Source organism: Arthrobacter sp. 9MFCol3.1, from assembly GCF_000620385.1.
In the GTDB taxonomy this organism is placed as follows: Bacteria; Actinomycetota; Actinomycetes; order Actinomycetales; family Micrococcaceae; genus Arthrobacter.
The window spans coordinates 1-21,283 of record NZ_KK211132.1; the positions used below are offsets into that span (position 1 = coordinate 1).

20 protein-coding genes and 1 pseudogene are annotated in these 21,283 nt (G+C 69.6%); 9 read left to right on the top strand and 12 right to left on the bottom strand.

What is annotated here, in order from left to right:
- Together C560_RS22495 and C560_RS0120180 are read right to left on the bottom strand one after the other, a co-directional pair.
- Positions 1–425, bottom strand: a pseudogene (locus C560_RS22495) (hypothetical protein); the annotation flags it as partial.
- Between the two features lie 43 nt (positions 426–468).
- Entirely contained in the window at positions 469–1,899 is a 1,431-nt protein-coding gene (locus C560_RS0120180) for an MFS transporter (protein ID WP_331280271.1), read from the bottom strand.
- 275 nt (positions 1,900–2,174) lie between these two features.
- On the opposite strand from C560_RS0120180, the gene C560_RS0120185 reads away from it, so the two are divergent.
- Entirely contained in the window at positions 2,175–3,308 is a 1,134-nt protein-coding gene (locus C560_RS0120185) for an LLM class flavin-dependent oxidoreductase (RefSeq protein WP_026539575.1), read from the top strand.
- Positions 3,308–3,769, top strand: a complete 462-nt coding sequence (locus C560_RS0120190; protein WP_026539576.1) for a MarR family winged helix-turn-helix transcriptional regulator — start codon at positions 3,308–3,310, stop codon at positions 3,767–3,769. The genes C560_RS0120185 and C560_RS0120190 overlap by 1 nt, the downstream gene beginning before the upstream one ends.
- 63 nt (positions 3,770–3,832) lie before the next feature.
- Here C560_RS0120190 and C560_RS0120195 read toward each other — a convergent pair whose 3' ends face one another.
- From C560_RS0120195 to C560_RS0120205, 3 genes are all read right to left on the bottom strand, one after another.
- Positions 3,833–4,636 carry a transglutaminase-like domain-containing protein gene (locus tag C560_RS0120195; RefSeq protein ID WP_018775766.1) on the bottom strand — a complete coding sequence of 268 codons (804 nt, stop codon included), beginning with the start codon at positions 4,634–4,636 and terminating at the stop codon, positions 3,833–3,835.
- A gap of 84 nt (positions 4,637–4,720) precedes the next feature.
- Positions 4,721–5,542, bottom strand: a complete 822-nt coding sequence (locus C560_RS0120200; RefSeq protein WP_231494409.1) for a hypothetical protein — start codon at positions 5,540–5,542, stop codon at positions 4,721–4,723.
- Positions 5,543–5,572: 30 nt separating this feature from the next.
- Positions 5,573–7,015: a M20/M25/M40 family metallo-hydrolase gene (locus C560_RS0120205; protein ID WP_026539578.1), complete on the bottom strand. Its 1,443-nt coding sequence runs from the start codon at positions 7,013–7,015 to the stop codon at positions 5,573–5,575.
- A 125-nt stretch (positions 7,016–7,140) separates the two neighbouring features.
- Between C560_RS0120205 and C560_RS0120210 the strand changes: the two genes are divergently transcribed.
- Positions 7,141–7,815 (top strand): DUF1684 domain-containing protein, encoded by a 675-nt coding sequence (locus tag C560_RS0120210; protein ID WP_026539579.1) that lies wholly within the window; start codon positions 7,141–7,143, stop codon positions 7,813–7,815.
- 4 nt (positions 7,816–7,819) lie between these two features.
- Positions 7,820–8,305 (top strand): GtrA family protein, encoded by a 486-nt coding sequence (locus tag C560_RS0120215; RefSeq protein WP_026539580.1) that lies wholly within the window; start codon positions 7,820–7,822, stop codon positions 8,303–8,305.
- A gap of 95 nt (positions 8,306–8,400) precedes the next feature.
- Here C560_RS0120215 and C560_RS0120220 read toward each other — a convergent pair whose 3' ends face one another.
- The 6 genes from C560_RS0120220 to C560_RS0120245 form a co-directional block, all read right to left on the bottom strand.
- Entirely contained in the window at positions 8,401–9,549 is a 1,149-nt protein-coding gene (locus tag C560_RS0120220; protein ID WP_026539581.1) for a cysteine desulfurase family protein, read from the bottom strand.
- Positions 9,550–9,557: 8 nt separating this feature from the next.
- Positions 9,558–10,484: a carboxylating nicotinate-nucleotide diphosphorylase gene (gene nadC / locus C560_RS0120225; protein WP_051533303.1), complete on the bottom strand. Its 927-nt coding sequence runs from the start codon at positions 10,482–10,484 to the stop codon at positions 9,558–9,560.
- A gap of 35 nt (positions 10,485–10,519) precedes the next feature.
- On the bottom strand, positions 10,520–12,253 hold the full coding sequence (locus tag C560_RS0120230) for an L-aspartate oxidase (protein ID WP_026539583.1): 1,734 nt from the start codon (positions 12,251–12,253) through the stop codon (positions 10,520–10,522).
- Complete coding sequence (gene nadA, locus C560_RS0120235) at positions 12,250–13,557, bottom strand: quinolinate synthase NadA (RefSeq protein ID WP_026539584.1); 1,308 nt, start codon at positions 13,555–13,557, stop codon at positions 12,250–12,252. Before nadA ends, C560_RS0120230 begins: the two co-directional genes overlap by 4 nt.
- On the bottom strand, positions 13,554–14,270 hold the full coding sequence (locus tag C560_RS0120240) for an NUDIX hydrolase (RefSeq protein ID WP_026539585.1): 717 nt from the start codon (positions 14,268–14,270) through the stop codon (positions 13,554–13,556). Before C560_RS0120240 ends, nadA begins: the two co-directional genes overlap by 4 nt.
- 149 nt (positions 14,271–14,419) lie before the next feature.
- The gene (locus tag C560_RS0120245) at positions 14,420–14,893 is read right to left on the bottom strand and encodes an Lrp/AsnC family transcriptional regulator (RefSeq protein ID WP_018775756.1); all 474 of its coding nucleotides are present in this window, start codon (positions 14,891–14,893) and stop codon (positions 14,420–14,422) included.
- 183 nt (positions 14,894–15,076) lie between these two features.
- Between C560_RS0120245 and C560_RS0120250 the strand changes: the two genes are divergently transcribed.
- The 5 genes from C560_RS0120250 (at position 15,077) to C560_RS0120270 (ending at position 19,858) form a co-directional block, all read left to right on the top strand.
- Complete coding sequence (locus C560_RS0120250; RefSeq protein ID WP_026539586.1) at positions 15,077–16,489, top strand: amino acid permease; 1,413 nt, start codon at positions 15,077–15,079, stop codon at positions 16,487–16,489.
- A gap of 114 nt (positions 16,490–16,603) precedes the next feature.
- Positions 16,604–17,641: a thiamine pyrophosphate-dependent enzyme gene (locus C560_RS0120255; protein ID WP_051533300.1), complete on the top strand. Its 1,038-nt coding sequence runs from the start codon at positions 16,604–16,606 to the stop codon at positions 17,639–17,641.
- A complete protein-coding gene (locus C560_RS0120260; RefSeq protein WP_026539588.1) occupies positions 17,634–18,704 on the top strand; it encodes an alpha-ketoacid dehydrogenase subunit beta in 1,071 nt (356 codons plus the stop codon). Before C560_RS0120255 ends, C560_RS0120260 begins: the two co-directional genes overlap by 8 nt.
- A complete protein-coding gene (locus C560_RS0120265; protein ID WP_018775751.1) occupies positions 18,697–19,026 on the top strand; it encodes a biotin/lipoyl-containing protein in 330 nt (109 codons plus the stop codon). Before C560_RS0120260 ends, C560_RS0120265 begins: the two co-directional genes overlap by 8 nt.
- 4 nt (positions 19,027–19,030) lie before the next feature.
- A complete protein-coding gene (locus C560_RS0120270) occupies positions 19,031–19,858 on the top strand; it encodes an alpha/beta fold hydrolase (protein ID WP_018775750.1) in 828 nt (275 codons plus the stop codon).
- Between the two features lie 88 nt (positions 19,859–19,946).
- On the opposite strand, the gene C560_RS0120275 is transcribed toward C560_RS0120270, so the two are convergent.
- Positions 19,947–21,281 carry an MFS transporter gene (locus C560_RS0120275; protein ID WP_026539589.1) on the bottom strand — a complete coding sequence of 445 codons (1,335 nt, stop codon included), beginning with the start codon at positions 21,279–21,281 and terminating at the stop codon, positions 19,947–19,949.
- Positions 21,282–21,283 lie beyond the last annotated feature (2 nt).

The following is a 21,283-nucleotide window of genomic DNA, read 5'->3' on the forward strand; positions in this document are numbered from 1 at the left end:
CCCTCCTGCACGGAGTCCAGATGCGCGCCCACCACCACGGTGTGCTCGGCACTGCCCCCGGTGTCGGCCAGGATGTTGAAGGACTCCACCGTCTTGCCGCGCCGGCCGTCCTCCTTGAACGTAAAGCTTTGCCGCACCGGCGCATACCCGGCCGCGCGCAGCTGCTCCTCGACGTAGCGGGCCGATTCCTCATACCCCGGGGTGCCCGAGGCCCGGTTCCCGCCGTTGGCATCGGCCACCCGCTGCAGCGCCTGCAGGTGCCCCACCATGTCCCGGGACTTGAACGCCGCCAGCACCGCACGCGCATCCACCGTACTGGCCGGCGCCAGCCGCGACGCGGAACATCCCGAAAGCACGAAGCTGATTGCCACCAGGACGGCCGCGGCCGCCGCGCGCCCCCACTCGTACCTCCGCGTACCCGTCACGCTAAGAACATACTTGCTCAGTCGCCGAGGAGGAAGGGTACCGCTAGTGCGAGCCGGCCCCGAGCGGTGCGGCGGCGGCCACTGCCGCCGGGTCGGAGAAGGCCAGGCGGGGCACCATCACCAGCGCGCCGGCCGCGGCAAGCCCGGTGACCCCGCAGATGGTCCATACCGTGAGGTAGCCGGCGAGCGGTGCCGCGGTCTGACCGGCCTCCCCCGCGCCGGCCCCGGCCTCGGCCAGGACGTGGCTGAGCAGGGCGATGCCGAACACTGCGGACGCGAAGGCCCCGCCGATGGTCTTGGTGGTGTTGGTCAGGCCCGTGGCCATCGCGGTCCGGTTGAGGGGCGCCGCCGCCGCGGCCGCCGAAGGAAGCGCCGCCACGAGGGCCCCAGAGCCGACACCGGCGATCGCCATGTTGACCAGCGCCTGGGTGAGACTGCCATGGAACGGCAGGAACAGCAGGTAGCCCAGGCCCACGAGCGTGGCGGCGCCCACGAGGGTCCAGCGCGGGGTGAGCCGGCGGGTCACGACCGGATACAGCAGGGCGCCCACCAGCAGCGCCAGCACATAGACGCCGATGATGATGGAGACTTGCCCGGCGCGCAGCCCGAGACCGTAGCCGTGAAGCGCGGGGTCGGTCCGGGCGAAGGTGGACAGCGGGGCCTGCGCGCCCAGGACCGAGACGCCAAAGAGCCCTGCGGTCAGCTGGACGGGCCACATGGACTTGCCCCGCAGCATCCGGATGTCCACGAGTGGATCGGCCTCGCGCAGCTCGTACCGCGCGAACGGAATGAACACCAGAATTCCGGCTCCCACCAGCGCCCACGGCCACCACGCGCCGGCTCCATTGAGGCGCATGAAAGTCAGTCCCGACGTGATGAGCAGCAGTCCGACGGCGAGGAGCGTGAAGCCGCGGGTGTCCACGCGTCCGCCGCTGCGCTCAAGCGACTCCGGCACGCCAAACCGGACGGCGAACCAGCATGCGGACACGGCCACCGCAGGGACCAGGAGCACCAGCTGCAGCTGGCCCGCGAACACTTCCACGAGCGCCCCGGCGGCGAGCGCCCCGGCGATGACACCGGCCTCCAGCGCCCCGACGAGGACGCCGGCTGCGCGCCGGGTGCGGGCGGCGCCGTCGGGCAGCTGATGGACGCGGCTGAAGATCAGGGCAATTTCCAGGGGCAGCCAGACCACGTAGAAACCCTGGAACGACCACGCGGCCAGGAAGGTCCAGAAGTCCGGGGCGAGCGCGACGCCCCAGGAGGCCGCAGCGGTGACCAGCGTGGAAACCAGCAGGATCTTCTTGTGCCCGTACATGTCCCCCAGCTTGGCCAGCACCGGCACAGCGAGGGCGCTGACCATGAGCTGCGCAGCCTCGAACCAGTTGACGTCGGCGTCGTGGATCCCCAGGTGCCGGGCGATATCGGTGAGGATGGGCGTGTAATAGCCCTGCAGGATTCCGCTGGTGAGCTCCACCAGACACAGAAAAGCGACAACACGGCGCATGGCGGCCTTCCGGGAGGGCGGGCACCTCGCGGCCAGCCGGTTGATTGCATCCTAGGCCCGCGCCAGCTCCGGAGGCGGGAACGCGGCCGGCAACACGGCCGGGAAAAGGGGCGGGCAACCCGGCCGGAACGTGCGGGAATATCCGTCCGTGGCAGGCGTTATACCGGTCGATAAATGCAAACGCATGTATATCGGCTATAGTAGAACCAGCTCCCGGATCCACTCCGGCCACGGAAAGGCACACCATGCAGATCGGCGTATTCAGCGTCAGCGACATCACCACCGACCCCACGACGGGGCGCACCCCGACGGAGCACGAGCGGATCAAGGCGTCCGTGGCGATCGCCAAGAAGGTCGAAGAGATCGGCATGGATGTCTATGCCCTCGGCGAGCACCATAACCGGCCGTTCTTCTCCTCCTCCCCCACCACCACGCTGGCGTACATCGCGGCCCAGACCGAGCGCATCATCCTGTCCACGGCCACGACCCTGATCACCACCAACGACCCCGTGAAGATCGCCGAGGACTTCGCGATGCTCCAGCACCTCGCGGACGGACGCGTGGACCTGGTCCTGGGCCGCGGCAACACCGCCCCCGTCTACCCCTGGTTCGGCAAGAACATCCAGGACGGGATCGAACTCGCGATCGAGAACTACTCCCTGCTGCGCCGCCTGTGGGACCAGGACACCGTGAACTGGTCCGGCAAGCACCGCACGCCGCTGCAGAACTTCACCTCCACCCCCCGCCCGCTCGACGGCGTCGCCCCCTTCGTGTGGCACGGCTCGATCCGCACGCCGCAGATCGCCGAAGTGGCGGCGTATTACGGTGACGGCTTCTTCGCCAACAACATCTTCTGGCCCAAGGAGCACTACCAGCAGCTGATCGGCCTCTACCGCGAACGCTACGAGCACTACGGCCACGGCAAGGCGGACCAGGCGATTGTGGGCCTCGGCGGCCAGTTCTTCATGCGGAAGAACTCCCAGGACGCCGTCAAGGAGTTCCGCCCCTACTTCGACAACGCCCCGGTCTACGGCCACGGCCCCTCGCTGGAGGACTTCACGTCCCAGACCCCGCTGACCGTCGGCAGCCCGCAGGAAGTGATCGAAAAGACCCTGACGTTCCGGGAGTACTTCGGCGACTACCAGCGCCAGCTCTTCCTGATCGACCACGCGGGCCTGCCGCTGAAGACCGTCCTGGAACAGCTGGATCTGTTCGGCGAGGAAGTGCTGCCGGTGCTGCGCAAGGAATATGCCGCGCTCAAGCCGGCGCACGTGCCCGAACCGCCGACGCACGCCGGCCGGGTGGCCGCGGCGCTGGCAGCGGGGCCCACCGATGCCGCCGCGGCCGCCGCGTCAGAGACCACCGTCCAGGGGTCATGATGCCCGTCAAGGCCACAGAATCGCCGGTACGCCTGGCCGCGGAAACCTGGGAATCCCTGTTCCGGGCCCAGGTGGCGGTGATGCGCAAACTGCAGGCGGCGCCGGCGTTCAAAGCCCTGGCGCTCAATGAGTACGACGTCCTGTTCACGCTCTCCCGCTGCCCCTCCGGGTGGCTGCGCCTGAACGAGCTCAACGACAACGTGCTGCTGAGCCAGTCCAGCCTGAGCCGGCTGGTGGAGCGGCTCGACAAGCGCGGGCTCGTTGAACGGACACCGGCCCCGGAGGACGGCCGCGGGATCCTCATCCGGCTCACCGATGCCGGACGGGACCTGCAGAAGCAGATCGGCCGGGAACACGTGCGCGACATCGCCGCGCTCGTGGGCCCGGCCCTCTCCGCCGCCGAACAGCAGGAGCTGCTGCGGCTGACCGAGAAGCTCCGCGCCGCGGTCTCCGTACGCTGAAACCGTGCGCTGAAACCGTACGCTGAAACCGTACGCCGGGCGTGCGCCGGCGCGCCGGCCGGCCTAGTGGATGGCGACCAGCTGCGCCGGGTCTTCCTGGGGCAGCTCGTCGACGACGGCGGTGACGCTGAGTTCCTTCAGGGACAGGCTGCCGCCCACGGTGGACAGGAAGGCGGTGTCCGAGGAGTCGCGCCCCGCCGTGATCCGCAGCATGCTCGCCCGCGGCGCCAGCCCCGTGGGGTCGATGACGTGCCAGGCGCCGTTGATGTGCGCCTCGGCCACGGCGTGGAAGTCCATCGGGGTCAGGCCTGGGGCGTAGACGGCGGCCAACCGGGCCGGGACGTTCTTGGATCGCAGCAGGGCAATGGCGAGGTGGGCAAAGTCCCGGCAGACGCCGCGGCGGTGCAGCAGGGTTTCGACCGCGCCGTCGGTCCCCCGCGAGGATCCGCTGACGTAGCGCAGTTCGTTGAAGACCCAGTCGCGGACGGCGCGGAGCAACTCCTCGCCCTGAAGCCCGCCGAATTCGGCATAGGCAGTGGGCAGCAGCCGGTCCGACTCCGCGTAGCGGCTGGGCCGGACATAGCGGATGAGTTCCATGAGCCCGGGCTCCTCGGGCAGCGCGAAGCCGGTGACGGTGGCCGAGTACTCAACCAGCACGTCAGTGGGCTCGGCGAATTCCATGTAGTGGAAGCGCCCGCCGTGGTGGTCCGAGAGTTCAGTCAGCGGCACGTCCCCGCCTCCCGCGGTCACCCTGAGCGATTCTTCGATCGAGTCGTACCCTGCGTTCCGGGCCACGGCCACGGCCAGAGCCACCTTGGTCTCGGCAACGGTCTTGAAGGCCAGGCGGGCGGCTACGGCGCGTTCCATGTATCTCTGTCTCCGGGTGTGGGATGTGAGGTGGGTGCAAGGGAAGTCGCCGTCAACGGCCAGGGGATGTGCGGGCGGGCGGGACTAGTTTTTGATCTTCAGAGACATTAGCATCCGCTGGACGTTCGCGAATTCGGACCCCTCGTTGACATACTTGGCCGCCTGGTCGAGAGTGTCGAACGCCTTGGCGGGGGCAACCTTCTGGTCCGGGGCCAACGCTTTGAGCACCGTCAGGTCCCCGAATGAATAGTCCCCCTTGCCCGCCGGGCCACGGACCACGTTCTGCAACGCGCAACTCTTCCCGCCGTCGCCGCCCACCACATTGGTGATGCCGTAGGAGCCGAAGTACTTATAGCCCTGGATCACCCGGAACACCACGTGCGGGTCAATGGTTCCCCCGCCGCCGGCGTGCGGCAGGTCCACCGGCACGCTGCTGACCACGACGTAGTTGCGTGCTGCCTCGGCCGCGCAGGCCGCGGCAGGCTGCGGTGGCAGGCCTGTCTGCAAGGTGGCCAGGTAGGCGCCGTCGGCGTCCTTGACGGTGATCTTCAGCGCCCCGGGCAGCGCACCGGCGTCGGGAACTACGGACTGGACAATCCAGTCCTGCGGCACCTCAAAACTGACGGTCTTTGCCGGGTCGGTGAAGACCTTCCAGGCCGCCGCGCTCGAGCCCGGAGAGGCGGTAGCGCTGGCCGAGGCGGCGGGACCAGTGGCGGCAGAGGGCACCGCACGCTCACTCGCACTGTCCGCCGCGCTGCTGCCTGCGGTCCAGACCGGCGTCCCCTTGCCGTCGCTGCTGCAGCCCGAAAGGGCTGCCGCCGCGACCGCGAGCGCCGCGCCGGTGCGCAGCGCAGCACTCCGGATTCCTGCGGTGCCTGATCCTGACGAAGGGGCCGTCCCAGTCATGGTGCCAGCGTAGCCGGGGCGCCGCATGACTCAGAGCTCCCGCATCAGTGTTTCGTAGAACCGGACGCCCTGCTCCAGCGTCTCCAGGCCAATCTTTTCGTCAACGGCGTGGATGGAGCCGCGGGCCCGGACGTCCATGAAGAACGGCGCGAAGCGGTACACGGCACCGCAGATCCCGGTGAAACGGCGCGAGTCGGTGCCGCCCATCATGATGTAGGGGGTGATGATCGCCTCGGGGAAGACCTGCCCGATGCAGTCCGCCAGCAGGTCCCACTGGGCCCCCGAGGACGGCGACACCGGGGACGGGCCGTTGCCCTCCACGACGCGCAGTTCGACTTTCGGGTCGCGGATGATTCTCCGCAGCAGTGCCATGGTGCCCTCGACCGTGTCCCCCACCGCCACCCTGATGTTGGCGTTGGCCTTCGCCGTGGCGGCGAGGACATTCGCCCCGGAGCTGCCTTCGAGCGTGGTGATGGCGACGGTTGTTCGGGTCATGGCGTTGGTCTCGCTGCCGAGCCGGCCGAAGAGCCAGGTGATCGGCACCCGGAGCAGTGCCACATTCGCGAACACGGCCCGCAGCGGCGGCGGCATGTGCGGGCCGAAGCGGCGCAGCATCTCGGCGGTCACCTCCGGCAGCGACTGCGGGAACGGGCTGCGCTCGATCCGGGTGATGGCGCGGGCCAGCCGCGCCGTCGCCCCCATCCGCGGCGGCGTGGAGGCGTGTCCGCCCGGGTCCCGGGTCAGCAGCTCCACGTCCAGGATTCCCTTTTCGGCCACGCCGACGACGGCGGCCGGCCGGCTCACCCCCGGGAAGGCGCCGCCCGCGACGGCGCCGCCCTCGTCCAGCACGAGCCAGGGCAGCACACCGCGGCCGGCCAGCAGGTCCGCGGCAGCCGCCGCGCTGTTGCCGGCCGTCTCCTCGTTGTTGCCGAACGAGAAGTAGAGGTCATGTGCGGGCGCATACCCCGCCAGCAGCAGGCGCTCGGCCGCCTCCAGGATGGCCACGAGCTGGCCCTTGTCGTCCAGTGTCCCCCGGCCCCACAGGAAGGTGCCGTCGTTGTGGCCGGAGAACGGCGGGTGTGTCCACTCGCCCGGGTCGTCCGCCGGGACGACGTCGTAGTGCGCCATCAGCACCGACGCCCGGTGCCCGGCCGCCGGGTCCTCCGCCACGGCGCTGCCGGGCCACCGGTACAGGAGGGCGTGGCCGTTGACACGCTCCAGTTCCAAGGCGGCATGGACCGCCGGATACAACCGGGGCAGCGCGGCGATGAAGGACTCGAACTCGGCTGTCTCCACTCCGGCCCCGGCCCGGGAGGTCCTCCCGGCCCGGATGGACACGGTCCGGTACGTCACGAGCTCCGCCAGCGACGCCGCCGCGCGTCCGGCGCCCGGCGCGTGCCCGGGACTGCCCGGTGTGCCGCCGGGGCTCTTGGGGGTAATGCCGGCGGCCGCGTTCTGCAGGGGGTTGCGCATGCGCGAAAGTCTACGGCCGGAGGGTCCGCCGGAACGGGGTATCCGGCGCGCGGGTCGGGCCCCGGATTCCGGGCACAATTTCGGCACCCAAATTTCGGTCCCGGGAAAGCGGATACGCTGGGGGCATGGCCGAACAGCACATTGACGGAACGCACTTTGGGGACCAGGGCGACGTGGCAGGCATGTCGGCCCTCGATATCGCGGACTGGCGGCTGCGGACCTTTGCCCTCTACGCCACGACGCGGAAGATCGCCGCGGACAGCCCGGCCGAGGCGCATTCCTACTGGCGCCAGGAGCGGGACCGCATGTTCGGCACCCACCCGGCCTCCGCGCTGACCGCCGAGGCCAAGGCCGCTTTCGGCGGCCTGAAGACGGCGGACTACGATCCGATCTACCGTTTCCACGTCCCGCTGACCCCCGAGGGCGCCGGGCGGGAGATGAATGTGGAGACCGGGACCGACGGCCTGGTCCGGTTTGTGCGGCTGGGCACCTTCGACCTTCCCGAGATGGGACAGCTCGCGGTCTGGAAGCTCAGGGGCTACGGCGGCGGCATCTTCGTGCCGTTCCGTGACGCCACCGCGGGCCAGCCCGGCGGCAGCTACGGCGCGGGACGCTACCTCCTGGACACCATCAAGGGGGCTTTCCACGGCGTGCGGGGCACCGGGCCCCAGGCCGAATTCATCCTGGACTTCAATTTCGCCTACAACCCCTCGTGCGCCTACAACGAGGCCTGGGCATGTCCATTGGCGGGCCCGGCGAACCGGCTGGCCGTGGACATCCCCGTGGGCGAGCTGTACTGAGCGGATGGAGTCCCAGCTCGAACAGCTTGACCCTGCCCCCGCCGTCGTCCGCGGCCCGAAGACCCGGCGGTACCGCGGAATCCTCCGTTACCCCGTGGTCCGGCAACTCATCCGGTTCACCGGCGTCGGCATTGTCTGCACCCTGACCTCCCTGGCCCTGTACGCCCTGTCCCGGCCCTGGCTCGGTGCCCAGCCGGCCAACGCGGCGGCCCTGATCCTGACATCGTTCATGAATACCGCCCTCAACCGGCGCCTGACGTTCAAGATCACTGAACGCCGCCGGATGAAGCGGGACCACCTCAACGGCCTGATCGTGATCTTCGTCGCGCTGCTGATCACCGGCGGCAGCCTGGCCGTCCTGCACTGGGTCAACCCGGAGGCCACCGTGGCCGAGGAGCTGTGGACCACCACCCTCTCCGGTTTCGCCGCCACCGCCGTCCGGTTCACGATGCTGCGGCACTGGATCTTCCGCCGCGCCCGCCACCGCTGACTTCGCCCGCCCAACGCCCCGCCTGCCCAACTGACTCGCCGGCCCAGCTGACTCGCAGCAGGGGCCGTTCTGGGCGCCCAAAACGGCCCCTGCTGCTAGCTAGTTGGGCCGAGGGTGCGGACGCCGGCGACGGCGGTGCGGACCGCGGCCGCCGCCTCCTGCAACTGCGCTGCCGTCACGGTCGAATCGAAGCTGAACCGTACCGCCGTCTGGGCGATCTCGGGGGCGATGCCCATGGCCAGCAGCACGGGAGAGGGCGCATCCGAGCCCGCCGCGCACGCGGATCCGCTGGAGCACACCACGCCCTGGCGCTCGAGTTCCAGCAGCACGGACTCGCCGCTGGTGCCCGGGAAACAGAACGAGGCCACCGAGGGCAGCCGCTCGGTGGGGTGGCCGGTGAGCTGCGCGCCGGGAACACCGGCCAGCACGGCGTCGATGAACCCGTCGCGGAGGGCAGCCACGCTCCCGGCCGGCTCCCGCGGCAGCGCCAGGGCCGTTGCGAGCGCCACGGCGCCGGCGACGTTTTCGGTGCCCGAGCGGCGGCCCCGTTCCTGCCCGCCGCCGTGGACCAGCGGTTCCATCCGGACCCGGCCGCGCACAAACAGCGCGCCGCTGCCTTTGGGCGCGCCCAGCTTATGGCCGGAAATGCTCAGCGCGTCCACGCCCAGCGCGCCCGTGTCCAGCGGCAGCCAGCCGGCGGCCTGGACGGCATCGGTGTGGAACGGCACCCCGTGGGCGCGGGCCAGCGCCGCGAGCCGGGCGATGGGCTGGACCGTGCCGACCTCGTTGTTGGCGTACATGATGCTCACCAGGGCCGTCCCGGGCTGCAGCACGGCGGCGAGGGCCTCTTCGCTCACCTGCCCGAAGCGGTCCACGGGGATCACATCGACGGCGAAGCCGTGGACCCGCTCGAGGTATCTGGCGGATTCTTCCACCGCGGGATGTTCGACGGCGCTGATCGCCACCCGGTCCAGGCGCGGATCGGCGGCACGCCGGGCCAGGGCGATGCCCTTGACCGCGAGGTTGTCCGCTTCCGTGCCGCCGGAGGTGAAGACGACTTCCCCGGTCCGGCAGCCGAGGGCCTTGGCGGTTGCGGCGCGGGCCCCTGCGAGCGCCGAGGCAGCCGCCTCACCCAGGGAGTGATGGCTTGACGGGTTGCCGAATTCGCCCGTGAGGTACGGCCACATGGCCTCCAGCACCTCGCGGCGGACCGGGGTGGTGGCTGCGGCGTCGAGGAAGATCACGGTGCGCCTCAGCCGGCCGCCGGACCGGCGCCGGACTCAACGGCCGGCGCGACATCCAGCTCAATGTCCAGGCCGAGGTCCAGGGCCGTGACACTGTGCGTCAGGGCGCCGATCGAGATGACGTCCACCCCCGTGGCCGCGATGTCCGCCACGGTAGCAAGGTTGACGTTGCCGCTGGCCTCGACGCGGGCCCGGCCGCCCACCAGCCCCACGCCGGCCGCGAGCTCGGCCAGGGAGAAGTTGTCCAGCATGATGGTGTCCACCCCGGCGGCAAGGACGGGCTCGATCTGCTCCATGGTGTCCACCTCCACCTCGAAGTGGGTTGTGTGGCCCAGCTGGGCCTTGGCGCCGCGCAGCACCGCGGTCAGCTTCGCCGGGTCTCCGCCGGTGAGGACGGCCAGGTGGTTGTCCTTGGCCAGGACGGCGTCGGAGAGGCTGAAGCGGTGGTTGGCGCCGCCGCCGCAGCGCACGGCGTAGCGTTCGAGCACCCGCAGCCCCGGCGTCGTCTTGCGGGTGTCCGTGATCCGGGCCCCGGTGCCGTCCACGAGCGCCACAAACTCGGCGGTTTTGGTGGCGATGGCGCTCATCCGCTGGACGAGGTTCAGTGCGACGCGTTCGGCCAGCAGCACGGCCCTGGCGTTTCCGGTCACGCGGGCCAGGGCGGTTCCGGCGGCGAAGGCCTCGCCGTCGTGGACCAGCAGTTCGACGGCGGCGCCCGGGTCCGTCAGCTGCATCGCCGCGGCGAAGACCTCCCCGCCGCTCAGCACGCCGGGAACGCGGGCATTGAGCACCGCGGTGGCCCGCGCCTGCGCGGGGATGAGCGTCTGGGAGGTGATGTCCCCATAGGGGGCGTCCTCCTGCAGCGCCGCGCGGAGGACGGCCAGGACGGCGGCCTCGGGCAGGCTCCCGGCGAGCGCCGCGGCGCGTGTTGGCAGGGTTTCCGGGGCAGCGGTTGCGTGGGCAGTGGTGGTCACGAGGAAATCCTTTGCATGGAATGGGTGAAGGCTGGGGTGGCGGCGTTGTCTGCCCGGTAGTGGGCGCCGATGGAGTGCGTGCGCTGCCGGGCCGCCGCCACGAGGAGTTCCGCGGCCAGCAGCAGGTTCCGGTCCTCGTGGCCGGCCTGGTCCAGCCCGGCCAGGCCGCGGGCTTCAAGGACGGTTCCCCACTGCGCCAGCTGGGCCGCGGCGGCGTCGAGGTCGGCGCCCGTGCGCGTGACCCCTGCGGCCGCGGTCATGAGCCTGCCCAGGGCTGCCCGGCTGAACGGGACCTCCGCGGCACCGGCGGCGCCGGTCGCCCCCGTGGGAGTCTCAGCCGGCGGGGACGTCACGGGGCTGCCGGGGTGGAAGTCCCCGGTGGCCGGCGCGGGCCAGTCCGTCGCCGGCACGGGTGCGCGCAGGAAGTCCTCGACCGCACGGCGGCCGAATACGAGGCCCTCCAGCAGCGAATTGCTCGCCAGCCGGTTGGCCCCCTGGGCGCCCGTGCGGGCCACCTCGCCGGCGGCATACAGACCGGGTACCGACGTGCGGCCCCGCAGGTCCGTGCACACGCCGCCCATCCAGTAGTGGGCTGCCGGGGACACGGGTACGGTCTCTGCGGTCCAGTCGTAGCCGGCGGCCCGGGTGGCCGCCGTGATGGTCGGGAACCGCCCGGCGAGGAAGCCCGCGCCCCGCTCTGCCTCGAGGCCGCGGGCGTCCAGGTAGACCGGGCTGTCCGGCGCGGCCCCGGTGGCGGCCAGGTGCAGGGCGATGCTGCGGGAGACGACGTCGCGGGGCGCCAGTTCGGCGTCGGGGTGGTAGTCGGGCATGAAGCGGTATCCCGCGGCGTCCAGCAGCACCGCGCCTTCGCCGCGGACCGCTTCGGAGATGAGCAGGGCCGGCGGCCCGCCGGGGACCTCCTCGGCGGCAAGGGTGGTGGGGTGGAACTGGAAGAACTCGAGGTCCCGCACCGCGGCGCCGGCACGCCAGGCCAGGGCCAGGCCGTCGGCGGTGGCGACGGAGGGGTTGCTGGTGCGGGCAAAGAGCCGCCCCGCACCGCCGGTGGTGAGCAGGACGGCGTCGGCAGCCAGCTCCTGGTGCCGCCCGCCGGCCAGGTAGGCCACGCCGGTGACCCGTGCCGGCGTCAGGGGCGCGCTGCCGGGCTGTGACAGGACGTCCGGGCGGACGTCCGGTCCGGTCAGGAGCCCGGTGACGAACGCGCTGGTCTCCACCCGGAGCCGGCCGTGGCCGGCACGATCCAGGACGGCGCGCTCGAGGACGGCGGCGACGAGCCCGCGGGCGATGCAGGCGCCCGTTGCGTCCCCGCCGGCGTGCAGGATGCGCGGCGCCGAATGTGCCGCTTCCAGGCCCAGGGCCGGTCCGCCGTCGGGACCTGCGTCGAACTGCACGCCGTAGCGGCCCAGGCCGGCGATGTCCCGGACAGCCTCGGTGCACAGGACCCGGACTGCCTCGGCATCGTTCAGCCCGGCGCCGGCGGCGAGAGTGTCCGCGATGTGCGCCGCCACGGAGTCCCCGGGGGCGGCATCCTCCGGTGCCAGCACGGCCGAGACGCCGCCCTGGGCGTAGAAGGTGTTGCTCTGCTCCAGCGTCCCCTTGCTCAGCAGGACCACCTCGATGTCACGGCCGCCTTCGGTGGCGGCGTCGGTGGCGAGCAGCGCGGCGTAGAGCCCCGCAATCCCACTGCCGACAATCACGAGCCGCCTGGTCACGGCCGCGCCGCCAGCATGCGTTCCAGGGCTACCTTGGCCGGGGCGGCCACGTCCTCGTCCACCGTGATCCGGTTGAGCACCTCGCCGCGGACGAGCGCTTCCAGGACCCAGGCAAGGTAGCCGGGGTGGATGCGGTACATCGTGGAGCAGGGGCAGATCACCGGGTCCAGGCAGAAGATGGTGTGCTGCGGGTATTCCGCGGCGAGACGGTTCACCATGTTGATCTCGGTGCCGATCGCAAACGTGGTGGGTTCCGTGGCCGCGGCGATGGCCTTCTTGATGAAGTCGGTGGAGCCGGCGGAATCGGCGGCATCGACCACCTCCATGGGGCATTCCGGGTGCACGATCACCTGCACGCCGGGGAACTCGGCGCGGGCCTTTTCGATCTGGCCCACGTTGAAGCGCTTGTGGACCGAGCAGAAGCCGTGCCAGAGGATCACCCGGGAATCGAGCAGGGTGGCCTCGTCGTTGCCGCCGAGGTCCTTGCGCGGGTTCCACATCGGCATCTGCTCCAGCGGCACCCCCATGGCCTTGGCGGTGTTGCGGCCCAGGTGCTGGTCCGGGAAGAACAGCACCCGCTGGCCTCGCTCGAACGCCCATTCCAGCACCGTCGCGGCGTTCGAGGACGTGCAGACGATCCCGCCGTGCTCGCCGCAGAAGCCCTTGAGGGCTGCGGAGGAGTTCATGTAGGTGACCGGGATGACCGGGACCCGGCCCTCGGCGTCAGGCTCGGTGCCGAAGACTTCCTCAAGCTGTTCCCAGCACTCGGTGACCGAGTCGATGTCCGCCATGTCCGCCATGGAGCAGCCCGCTGCGAGGTTGGGCAGGATCACGGCCTGGTCGGGGCGGGACAGGATGTCCGCCGTCTCGGCCATGAAGTGCACGCCGCAGAAGATGATGGCCTCCGCGTCCGGCCGGGTCAGGGCGGCGTTGGCGAGCTGGAAGGAATCGCCCACGAAGTCGGCGTATTCGATCACTTCGTCGCGCTGGTAGAAGTGCCCCAGCACGACGGCGCGGTCCCCCAGTGCCGCTTTGGCGGCGCGGATCCGGGTGTCGAGTTCGGCGTCGGAAGCGAGCTTGTACTCTTCGGGGAGCTGGCCCTGCCGGGGAGTGGAGGCCGGCGCGACGTCGGTGGAGGAGGCACCCGGGCCGTAGGCGGGCACTCCGGCGAGGGCCTCGGCGAGGTCGTAGTCCCAGGGCCCGCGGGCCAGCGCGGGGCTGCAGGTGGAGGCGGCCGCGCCGCGCGCCATGGTGGTGGCCTGCTCGCGCGTGATCAGCTGGATTGCCGTGTTGACGCTGCTCATGGTGTGCTCCTGTTGTCTGGGTCGAGGCCTGGGCGGCCGGTGAAGCGGTAGAGGCGGGGCGGGCGGTGCTTGCCGCCCTGCAGATAGTGATCGGTTTCTTCGATTTCCGGGGTGGCCTTGACCTGCCGGCGGAAGTTGGCGGGATCGAGTTCGCGGTCCAGGACGGCCTCGTAGACCTCCCGGACCTGGGCGAGGGTGAAGTACTCGCCCAGCAGGTGGTAGGCGATGGAGCCGTAGGCCATCTTGTTGCGCAGCCGCCACAGCGCGTAGTCGACGATCGAGTTGTGGTCGAAGGCCAGCTCGCCCAGCCGGTCGGCGCGGAACCAGCGCACGTTCTCCGATTCGTCGGCAAGCGCGGCCTCCGTGGGCTGGACGAGTGCCCAGTACACAATCGAGACGACGCGCTGGGTGGGCGAGCGGTGCAGCCCGCCAAAGGCGTAGAGCTGCTCGAGGTAGTTCGGGGCCAGGCCCGTGGTCTCGCGCAGGTTCCGCGACGCTGCGTCCTGGAGTGATTCGGAGTGTGTCAGCGGGCCGCCCGGCAATGCCCAGAGGCTTTTGAACGGTTCGCGGATCCGGCGCACCAGCGGGATCCACAGCGTGGGCCGTCCGGAGCTCTCGCTGGGGCGCAGCGCAAAGATCACAGTGGAGATGGCCAACGACGGCGGCGCCGTTTGGCGCTCCGAGACGTTGGCTGCTGTGGTGTAAACGGTGATCCACCCGCCCTCTTGGGTCCCGGGCGGGTCCCGTCTTGGACTGCCCGGCTGGATCCGGCCCAACCGCCGGATTAGTTATAGTCAAGTTGACTAGAACTAATGATACGGCCGAGCCGCCCGGTCGCAAAATGTTTCAGGTCACATGCTTCTCACTTGGCGGCGGCCGCGGCTTCCAGCAGCGGCAGGGTGCGGCCCTGGAAGTGGGTATTGAGCACGATCACGGAGGAAGAGCGCAGGACGGACCTGGTCGCGATCATGGCATCTAGGACGCGCTGAAGGTCCGAATTGGAGCGTGCTGCTATCCGGGCCATGAGGTCCGAGCTCCCGGAGACGGTGTGGATCTCAATCAGCTCGGGGATCCGGGCCAGGGCCTCCACGACGGCGTCATGGCCGAGGTCCTGGTTGATCGTGAGGGAACAAAACGCCACCACGGGATAGCCGAAGTGCGCCGGATCGGGCTGCGGCACCCATGAGCCGATCACGCCGGCGTCCTGCATCCGGTCCAGGCGCGACTGCACCGTGGCGCGGGCAACCTTCAGCACCCGGGAGGCCTCCAGCACGGAGGACCTGGGGGAATCGGTGAAAAATCGGACAATCTTTGCATCAAGCGGATCAACGTCCATGGGTTTTTCCTTCCCAAGCAGCCCGGGGCCGGACAAACAGCCGCCGATGCCCTGATTCAGTTAGCAAACTGCCACCATGCTCTCACGGCGGGGGCCGCCCGGCGGCCGGGGGCCGGGCCCAAATCCGGTAAATTCAATAGGTCCCATAAGGACGCAAAGATCCAAACCACACGAAGGTTCGCCATGACAATGAAGTCCACCGCGACGCTACCCACCGCGGTCCCCGCCCCGAGCCTGGGGCACAGCATGAAGCCACGCCAACTGACCATGATGGGACTGGGCAGCGCCATCGGCGCGGGCCTGTTCCTCGGCTCGGGGGCAGGAATCCAGGCGGCGGGACCGGCCGTGCTGATCTCCTACCTTGTCGCCGGAACCCTGATCATCCTGGTGATGTGGGCGCTCGGGGAGATGGCCGCGGCCAACCCCAACAGCGGCGCCTTCTCCGTGTACACGCAAAAGGCCATGGGCAAGACCGCCGGGGCCACCGTCGGCTGGCTCTGGTGGCTGCAGCTCGTGGTGGTCATCGCCGCCGAGGCCCTCGGTGCCGCCGGGCTCCTGTTCACCGTGTGGCCGGTGATCCCGGTCTGGGCACTGTCCCTGATCTTCATGGCCCTGTTCACCGCCATCAACCTGGCGGGCGTGAAGAACTTCGGCGAGTTCGAATTCTGGTTCGCCATCCTCAAGGTCGCCGCCATCGTGATTTTCCTGGCCATCGGCACGGCCCTGCTGCTGGGCCTGCTGCCGGATGTCCCGTCCCCCGGCCTCGGCAACTTCACGTCCGGCTTCGCCCCGGCAGGCCTGGGCGGCATCGCAACCGCGCTCTTCGTCGTGATTTTCGCCTTCGGCGGCACCGAGATTGTCAGCGTGGCCGCGGCCGAGACGGAAAACCCGGAGCGCAGCGTCGCCCAGGCGATCCGCACCGTGGTCTGGCGGATCCTCGTGTTCTACATCTGCTCGGTATTCGTCATCGCGGCCGTCCTGCCCTCAACCTCCGCGGCCCTGAAGTCCCCCTTCGCCGGTGTCCTCGACGTCGCCCGGATCCCCGGCGCCGGTGCGGCGATCACCCTCGTCGCCGTCATCGCGCTGCTGTCCGCCCTTAACGCCAACCTCTACGGCGCGTCCCGCATGGTGTACTCGCTCTCTGAGCGCGGCGAAGCCCCCAAGGTCCTCTCAAAGCTCAACACCGCCCGGGTCCCGGTCGTGGCGGTAAGCGTCTCCGTGGCCTTCGGCTTCCTGGCCGCCGTCCTGGAACTGCTCTTCCCGGACCAGATCCTGCCGGCCCTGTTCCAGCTTGTCGGCTCCACCTGCCTCGTGGTGTGGGGCTCGGCCCTGGTGTCCCAGCTGATCCTGCGCCGCCGGGCAGACCGCGACGGCACTGCGCTGCCGCTGCGGATGAAGGGCTTCCCCGGGCTGACGATCTTCGGGCTCGTGCTCCTGGCGCTGATCTTCGCCGTCGGCTTCAGCAGCCCGGAGAGCAGCAAGCAGCTGGTCAGCACCCTGGTGCTGGTGGCCGGCATCGCCGTGGCGTGCTGGACCGGTGCCCGGATCAGCCGGAACCGCAACGCCGCCGCAAAAGCCGATCAGCCGTCCAGCTAAGTCGCTAGACAAATTGCCAAGCTCACCGGCGCGCGGGGCGGCCAAAGTATGCAGTCTGGGCACCCCCGCCTAGGCTGATTGCCCACCCCGCCGCCGGTGACTAGGGTCACAGGCATGGACACACTTCTCCCCGTGGCTTCCGGCAGCGCTGCCGGGCCGCTCACAGCCGACGAACTCCGCGAGCTCTATTCGCTCATGGTGGCCGTCCGTCACCTCGACACCTCGGCCATCGCCTGGCAGCGGCAGGGCATCATCCCCGGTTACGCCCCCGAACTCGGCCAGGAAGCAGCCCAGGTGGGCAGCGGCTACGCCGTGGACACCACCCGGGACTTCGTCTTCCCCACCTACCGCGAAATGGGCGTCGCCCGGACCATGGGGGTGGACATGGTTGCCTACATGTCCACCCACAAGGCCACGTGGCACGGCGGCCTGTACAACCCGCTGGAATCCCGACTGGCCCCGATCCAGGCGGTCGTCGCCGGGTCCGTCCTGCACGCCGTCGGCTGGGCCCACGGCCAGACGCTGGATGGGAAAGACGGCGTCGCCCTGACCTACTTCGGTGACGGCGCCTCCTCGCAGGGCGATGTGCACGAGGCGATGAACTTTGCCGCCGTGATGAAGGCGCCGGTGGTGTTCTTCGTCCAGAACAACGGCTGGGCCATCTCGGTCCCCACCGAACGGCAGGTGGCCGGCGGCTCCGTCGCGGCCCGCGCCGCGGGTTACGGGATGCCGGCGCTGAAGATCGACGGCGACGACGTCGCCGCGGTCCTGGAGGCGACCCGCCGAGCCTTCGCGCATGCCCGCTCCGGCAACGGCCCGGTGCTCATCGAAGCCATGACCTACCGCCGCGGCCCGCATTCCACGTCCGATGACCCGGGCCGCTACCGCTCCCTCGACGAGGAACGCGACGGCGCCGGCACCGACCCGATCGAGCGGCTCCGGCAGCGGCTGCTGGCCGATGGAATCGCCGACGAGGCGTTCTTCGCCGGGGCGCTGGCCGCGGCCAAGGCCGAAGAGGAGCAGATCCGCACCGGCATCCAGGCCCTGGGCTCCCGGCCCGGAACTGAAATGTTTGACCTGGTCTTCCAGGAAACCACCCCTGCCCTGCAGGCCCAGGCCGCCAACTGGCGCGAGGAGTCCGAACATGTCTAACTCGATTCTCGAAGGCAGAGACGCCGCAGGCGAGAGCACTGCCGACGACACAGTCACCACCCCGGCCGGAAGCGGGCCCGCCACCACGGTGATGTCGATGCAGCAGGCGCTCAACCGCGCCCTCGACGAGGTCCTCGCGGACAACCCCAAAGCAGTGATCTTCGGCGAGGACTGCGGCCGGCTCGGCGGCGTCTTCCGCATCACCGACGGACTCCAGGCCGAGCACGGAGCGCAGCGCGTCTTTGACACCCCGCTGGCGGAATCCGGCATCCTGGGCATGTCCGTGGGCCTGGCGATGGCCGGGTTCCACCCCATTCCCGAGGTCCAGTTCGACGGCTTCGCCTACCCGGCCATCAACCAGATCGTCTGCCAGATCGCCCGGATGAACTACCGCAGCCGGGGCACCCTGCCGATGCCCATCACCCTGCGGGTACCCAGCTTCGGCGGCATCCGCGCCCCCGAACACCACGGCGAAAGCCTGGAGGCGCTCTTCGCCCACGTGCCGGGCCTGAAGGTGGTCTCGCCGTCGAACCCGCATGAGGCCTACCACCTGCTCAAGTACGCCGCCACGCGGCCGGACCCGGTGATCTTCATGGAGCCGAAATCGCGGTACTGGCAGAAGGGTGAGGTCTCCGTACACGACGGTGGCTCCCCCACCGGCGCCAAGGTCATGCGTGAAGGCCGCCACCTCACGCTGGTCGCCTGGGGCGCCATGGTGGCCCGCTGCCTGCAGGTGGCCGAGCTCGCGGCCGAGGACGGGATCGACATCGAGGTCCTGGACCTGCGCTGGCTCAAGCCGATCGACGCGGAGGCCCTCGCCGCCTCCGTGCGCAAGACGCGCCGCGCCGTCGTCGTCCACGAAGCGCCGCTGACCTCCGGCCTCGGCGCCGAGGTGGCGCAGCTGATCACGCAAAGCTGCTTTGACACCCTCAGGGCGCCGGTGGAGCGCGTCACCGGCTTCGACGTCCCGTATCCCTCGGGCGACCTGGAAGATGAATACATCCCGAACATTGACCGGATCCTCTTCGGCATCCAGCGAGTATTGGAGTACAAACGTGGCTGAAATTTCCTTCCCCCTCCCGGATCTCGGCGAGGGCCTGATCGAGGCCACGGTGCTGGAATGGCTGGTTTCCCCGGGCGAGCAGGTGGAGCGCAACCAGCCGCTCGTGGAGGTCGAAACCACCAAGTCGGCCGTTGAATTGCCCAGCCCGCAGGCAGGTAAGGTAGTGCGTATCTACGGCGGGCCCGGCGACAAGATCAATGTCGGCGAGCCCCTGATTGTGTTTGAGGTGCCGGACAACACCGCCGGCATCGTGGGCACGGTCCCGAAGGAAGAGGCACCTAAGCGCCGGGTCCGCCTGAGCGCCGTACTTGATGAGGACTGAGAGCATGAGCGGCAGACACACCGGCGAACAGCATTCGCACACCGTTGAGGGCACCGACCCCCAGCTGTATGTGCAGGTGCACGAGCCCCAGAACGACGCCGGGCTCCGTCCCGTCCTGCTGCTGCACGGCTTCTCCTCCTCCTCCAAACTCAACTGGGAAGACAGCGGCTGGCTCACCGCGCTCCTGGAAGCCGGCCGGCGCGTCATCACCGTGGACCTGCCCGGCCACGGCCGCAGCGGCGCCCCGGAGGACATGGACTCCTACTCCCCCAGCCGGATCCGCGCGGACCTGCTGCAGATTGTGTTCGACGCCGGCGCGCGTCCGCTGCGCGACGGGGACCCGTCCAGCGGGCTCGACGTGATCGGCTATTCGCTGGGGTCCCGGCTCGCCTGGGAATTCGGGGCCACCCAGCACGAGCTGGTGCACCGGCTGGTCCTGGGCGGCCCGAACGTCGCCGACCCCCTGGCGGACTTCGACCTGATCGCCGCGCAGCGGTACCTGGCCGACGGCACGCCGATCGCGGACGAGTCGACTGCCGGGCTGCTGAAAATGGCCATGCTGCTGCCCAGCAACAACATCTTCGCGCTGCTGTCCCTGGTCGAGGCGATCAAGACCGAGCCGTACGACCCCGCCGAAGCCGTCCCCCACATGCCGATGCTCCTCGTGGCGGGGGAAAACGACGACCGGGCCGCCTCCATGCCGGAACTCGCCGCCCTCGGCGCCAAGGCCGGCGGCATGGTCGAACAGCTCGTGCTGCCGGGCCGGAACCACACCAACGCCATCACCAGCCGTGCCTTCAAGCAGGGCGCCATCAGCTTCCTGGGCGTCTAGGCTTTCCTTAAAAGCAACGCGGGGTCACTTACGGCCCGTCCGGGGGCTCCGGATGGGCCGTAAGTGACCCCGCGTTGTTTGTGTGCGGCTAGTGGTGGCTGCTGACGCCGAGCGGGCGGCCCCTCGTTTCCCCGGCCAGCAGGACGCCGACGGCGGAGATGACGCACAGGACCATGATGTAGATGCCGATGGAGCCGGTCCAGTGGGTGCCCTGCAGGAGGACTTCCGCGATGGTGGCCGCGAATGCGCCGCCGAGGATGGCGCCGAACGCGTAGCCGATCGAGATCCCCGAGTAGCGCACGTTCGCCGGGAACATCTCGGCGTACATGGCGGACATGGGGCCGTAGGACAGGCCCAGGCCGATCGTCAGGACGAACAGCGCGACGCCGTAGAGCAGGATGTCCTTGGTGTCGATCAGCGCGAACATCGGGATCATCCAGGCGAAGACGATGCCGTAGCCGATCAGGAAGGTCTTGACGCGGCCGATCTTGTCCGAGAGCCAGCCGCCGACCAGGGTGAAGATCAGCCAGCCGAAGGAGGCCAGCGTGGTGGCGAGCAGGATCTGCGGGGTGGGCATCTTCAGCGTCTTGGTGGCGTAGGAGATGAAGAAGGCTATCAGCAGGTAGCCGGCGGCGTTGTTGCCGATGAAGATCATCGTCGAGTAGAGGACGGCCTTCTTGTGCTTGCGGAGCAGCTCGCCCAGGGGCGCCTTGCTTTCTTCCTTGCGGTCCTGCATCTCCTTGAAGACGGGGCTCTCGGCGACCGCCCGGCGGATCAGGTAGCCGACGATGATCAGCACGATGGAGAGCAGGAACGGCACGCGCCAGCCCCAGGACGCGAAGTCTTCCTTGGACATGGAGGTGTTGAGGAAGTACAGCAGGCCGGTGGCGAGGATCATGCCGACCGGAACGCCGATCTGCGGGTACGCGCCGAAGAGGCCGCGCCTGCTCTTGGGAGCGTGCTCCACGGCCATCAGGGCAGCGCCGCCCCATTCACCGCCGGCGGAGAAGCCCTGGATGACGCGGAGCAGGATCAGCAGGATCGGGGCCCAGACGCCGATCTGCGCGTAGGTGGGCAGCATGCCGATCAGGGCCGTGGCGGCACCCATCATGATCAGGGTGAAGACCAGCATGGCCTTGCGGCCGAGGCGGTCGCCCAGGTGGCCGGCGACGATCGCGCCGAGCGGGCGGAAGAGGAAGCTGATGCCGATGAGGGCGAAGGACAGGATCTGTGCCAGGCCAGGGTTGGAGGCGTTCAGCGGGGCGAGGAACAGCGGCGACAGCAGCGTTGCGGTCAGCTGGGCAAAAATGAAGAAGTCGTACCACTCGATGGTGGTGCCGACCAGTGTCCCGGCGAGGACCTTGCGTTCCTCGTGTTTGCTGCTGGGACCCGCCTCAGAATCTACGGATGAAGTTACGGTCATTG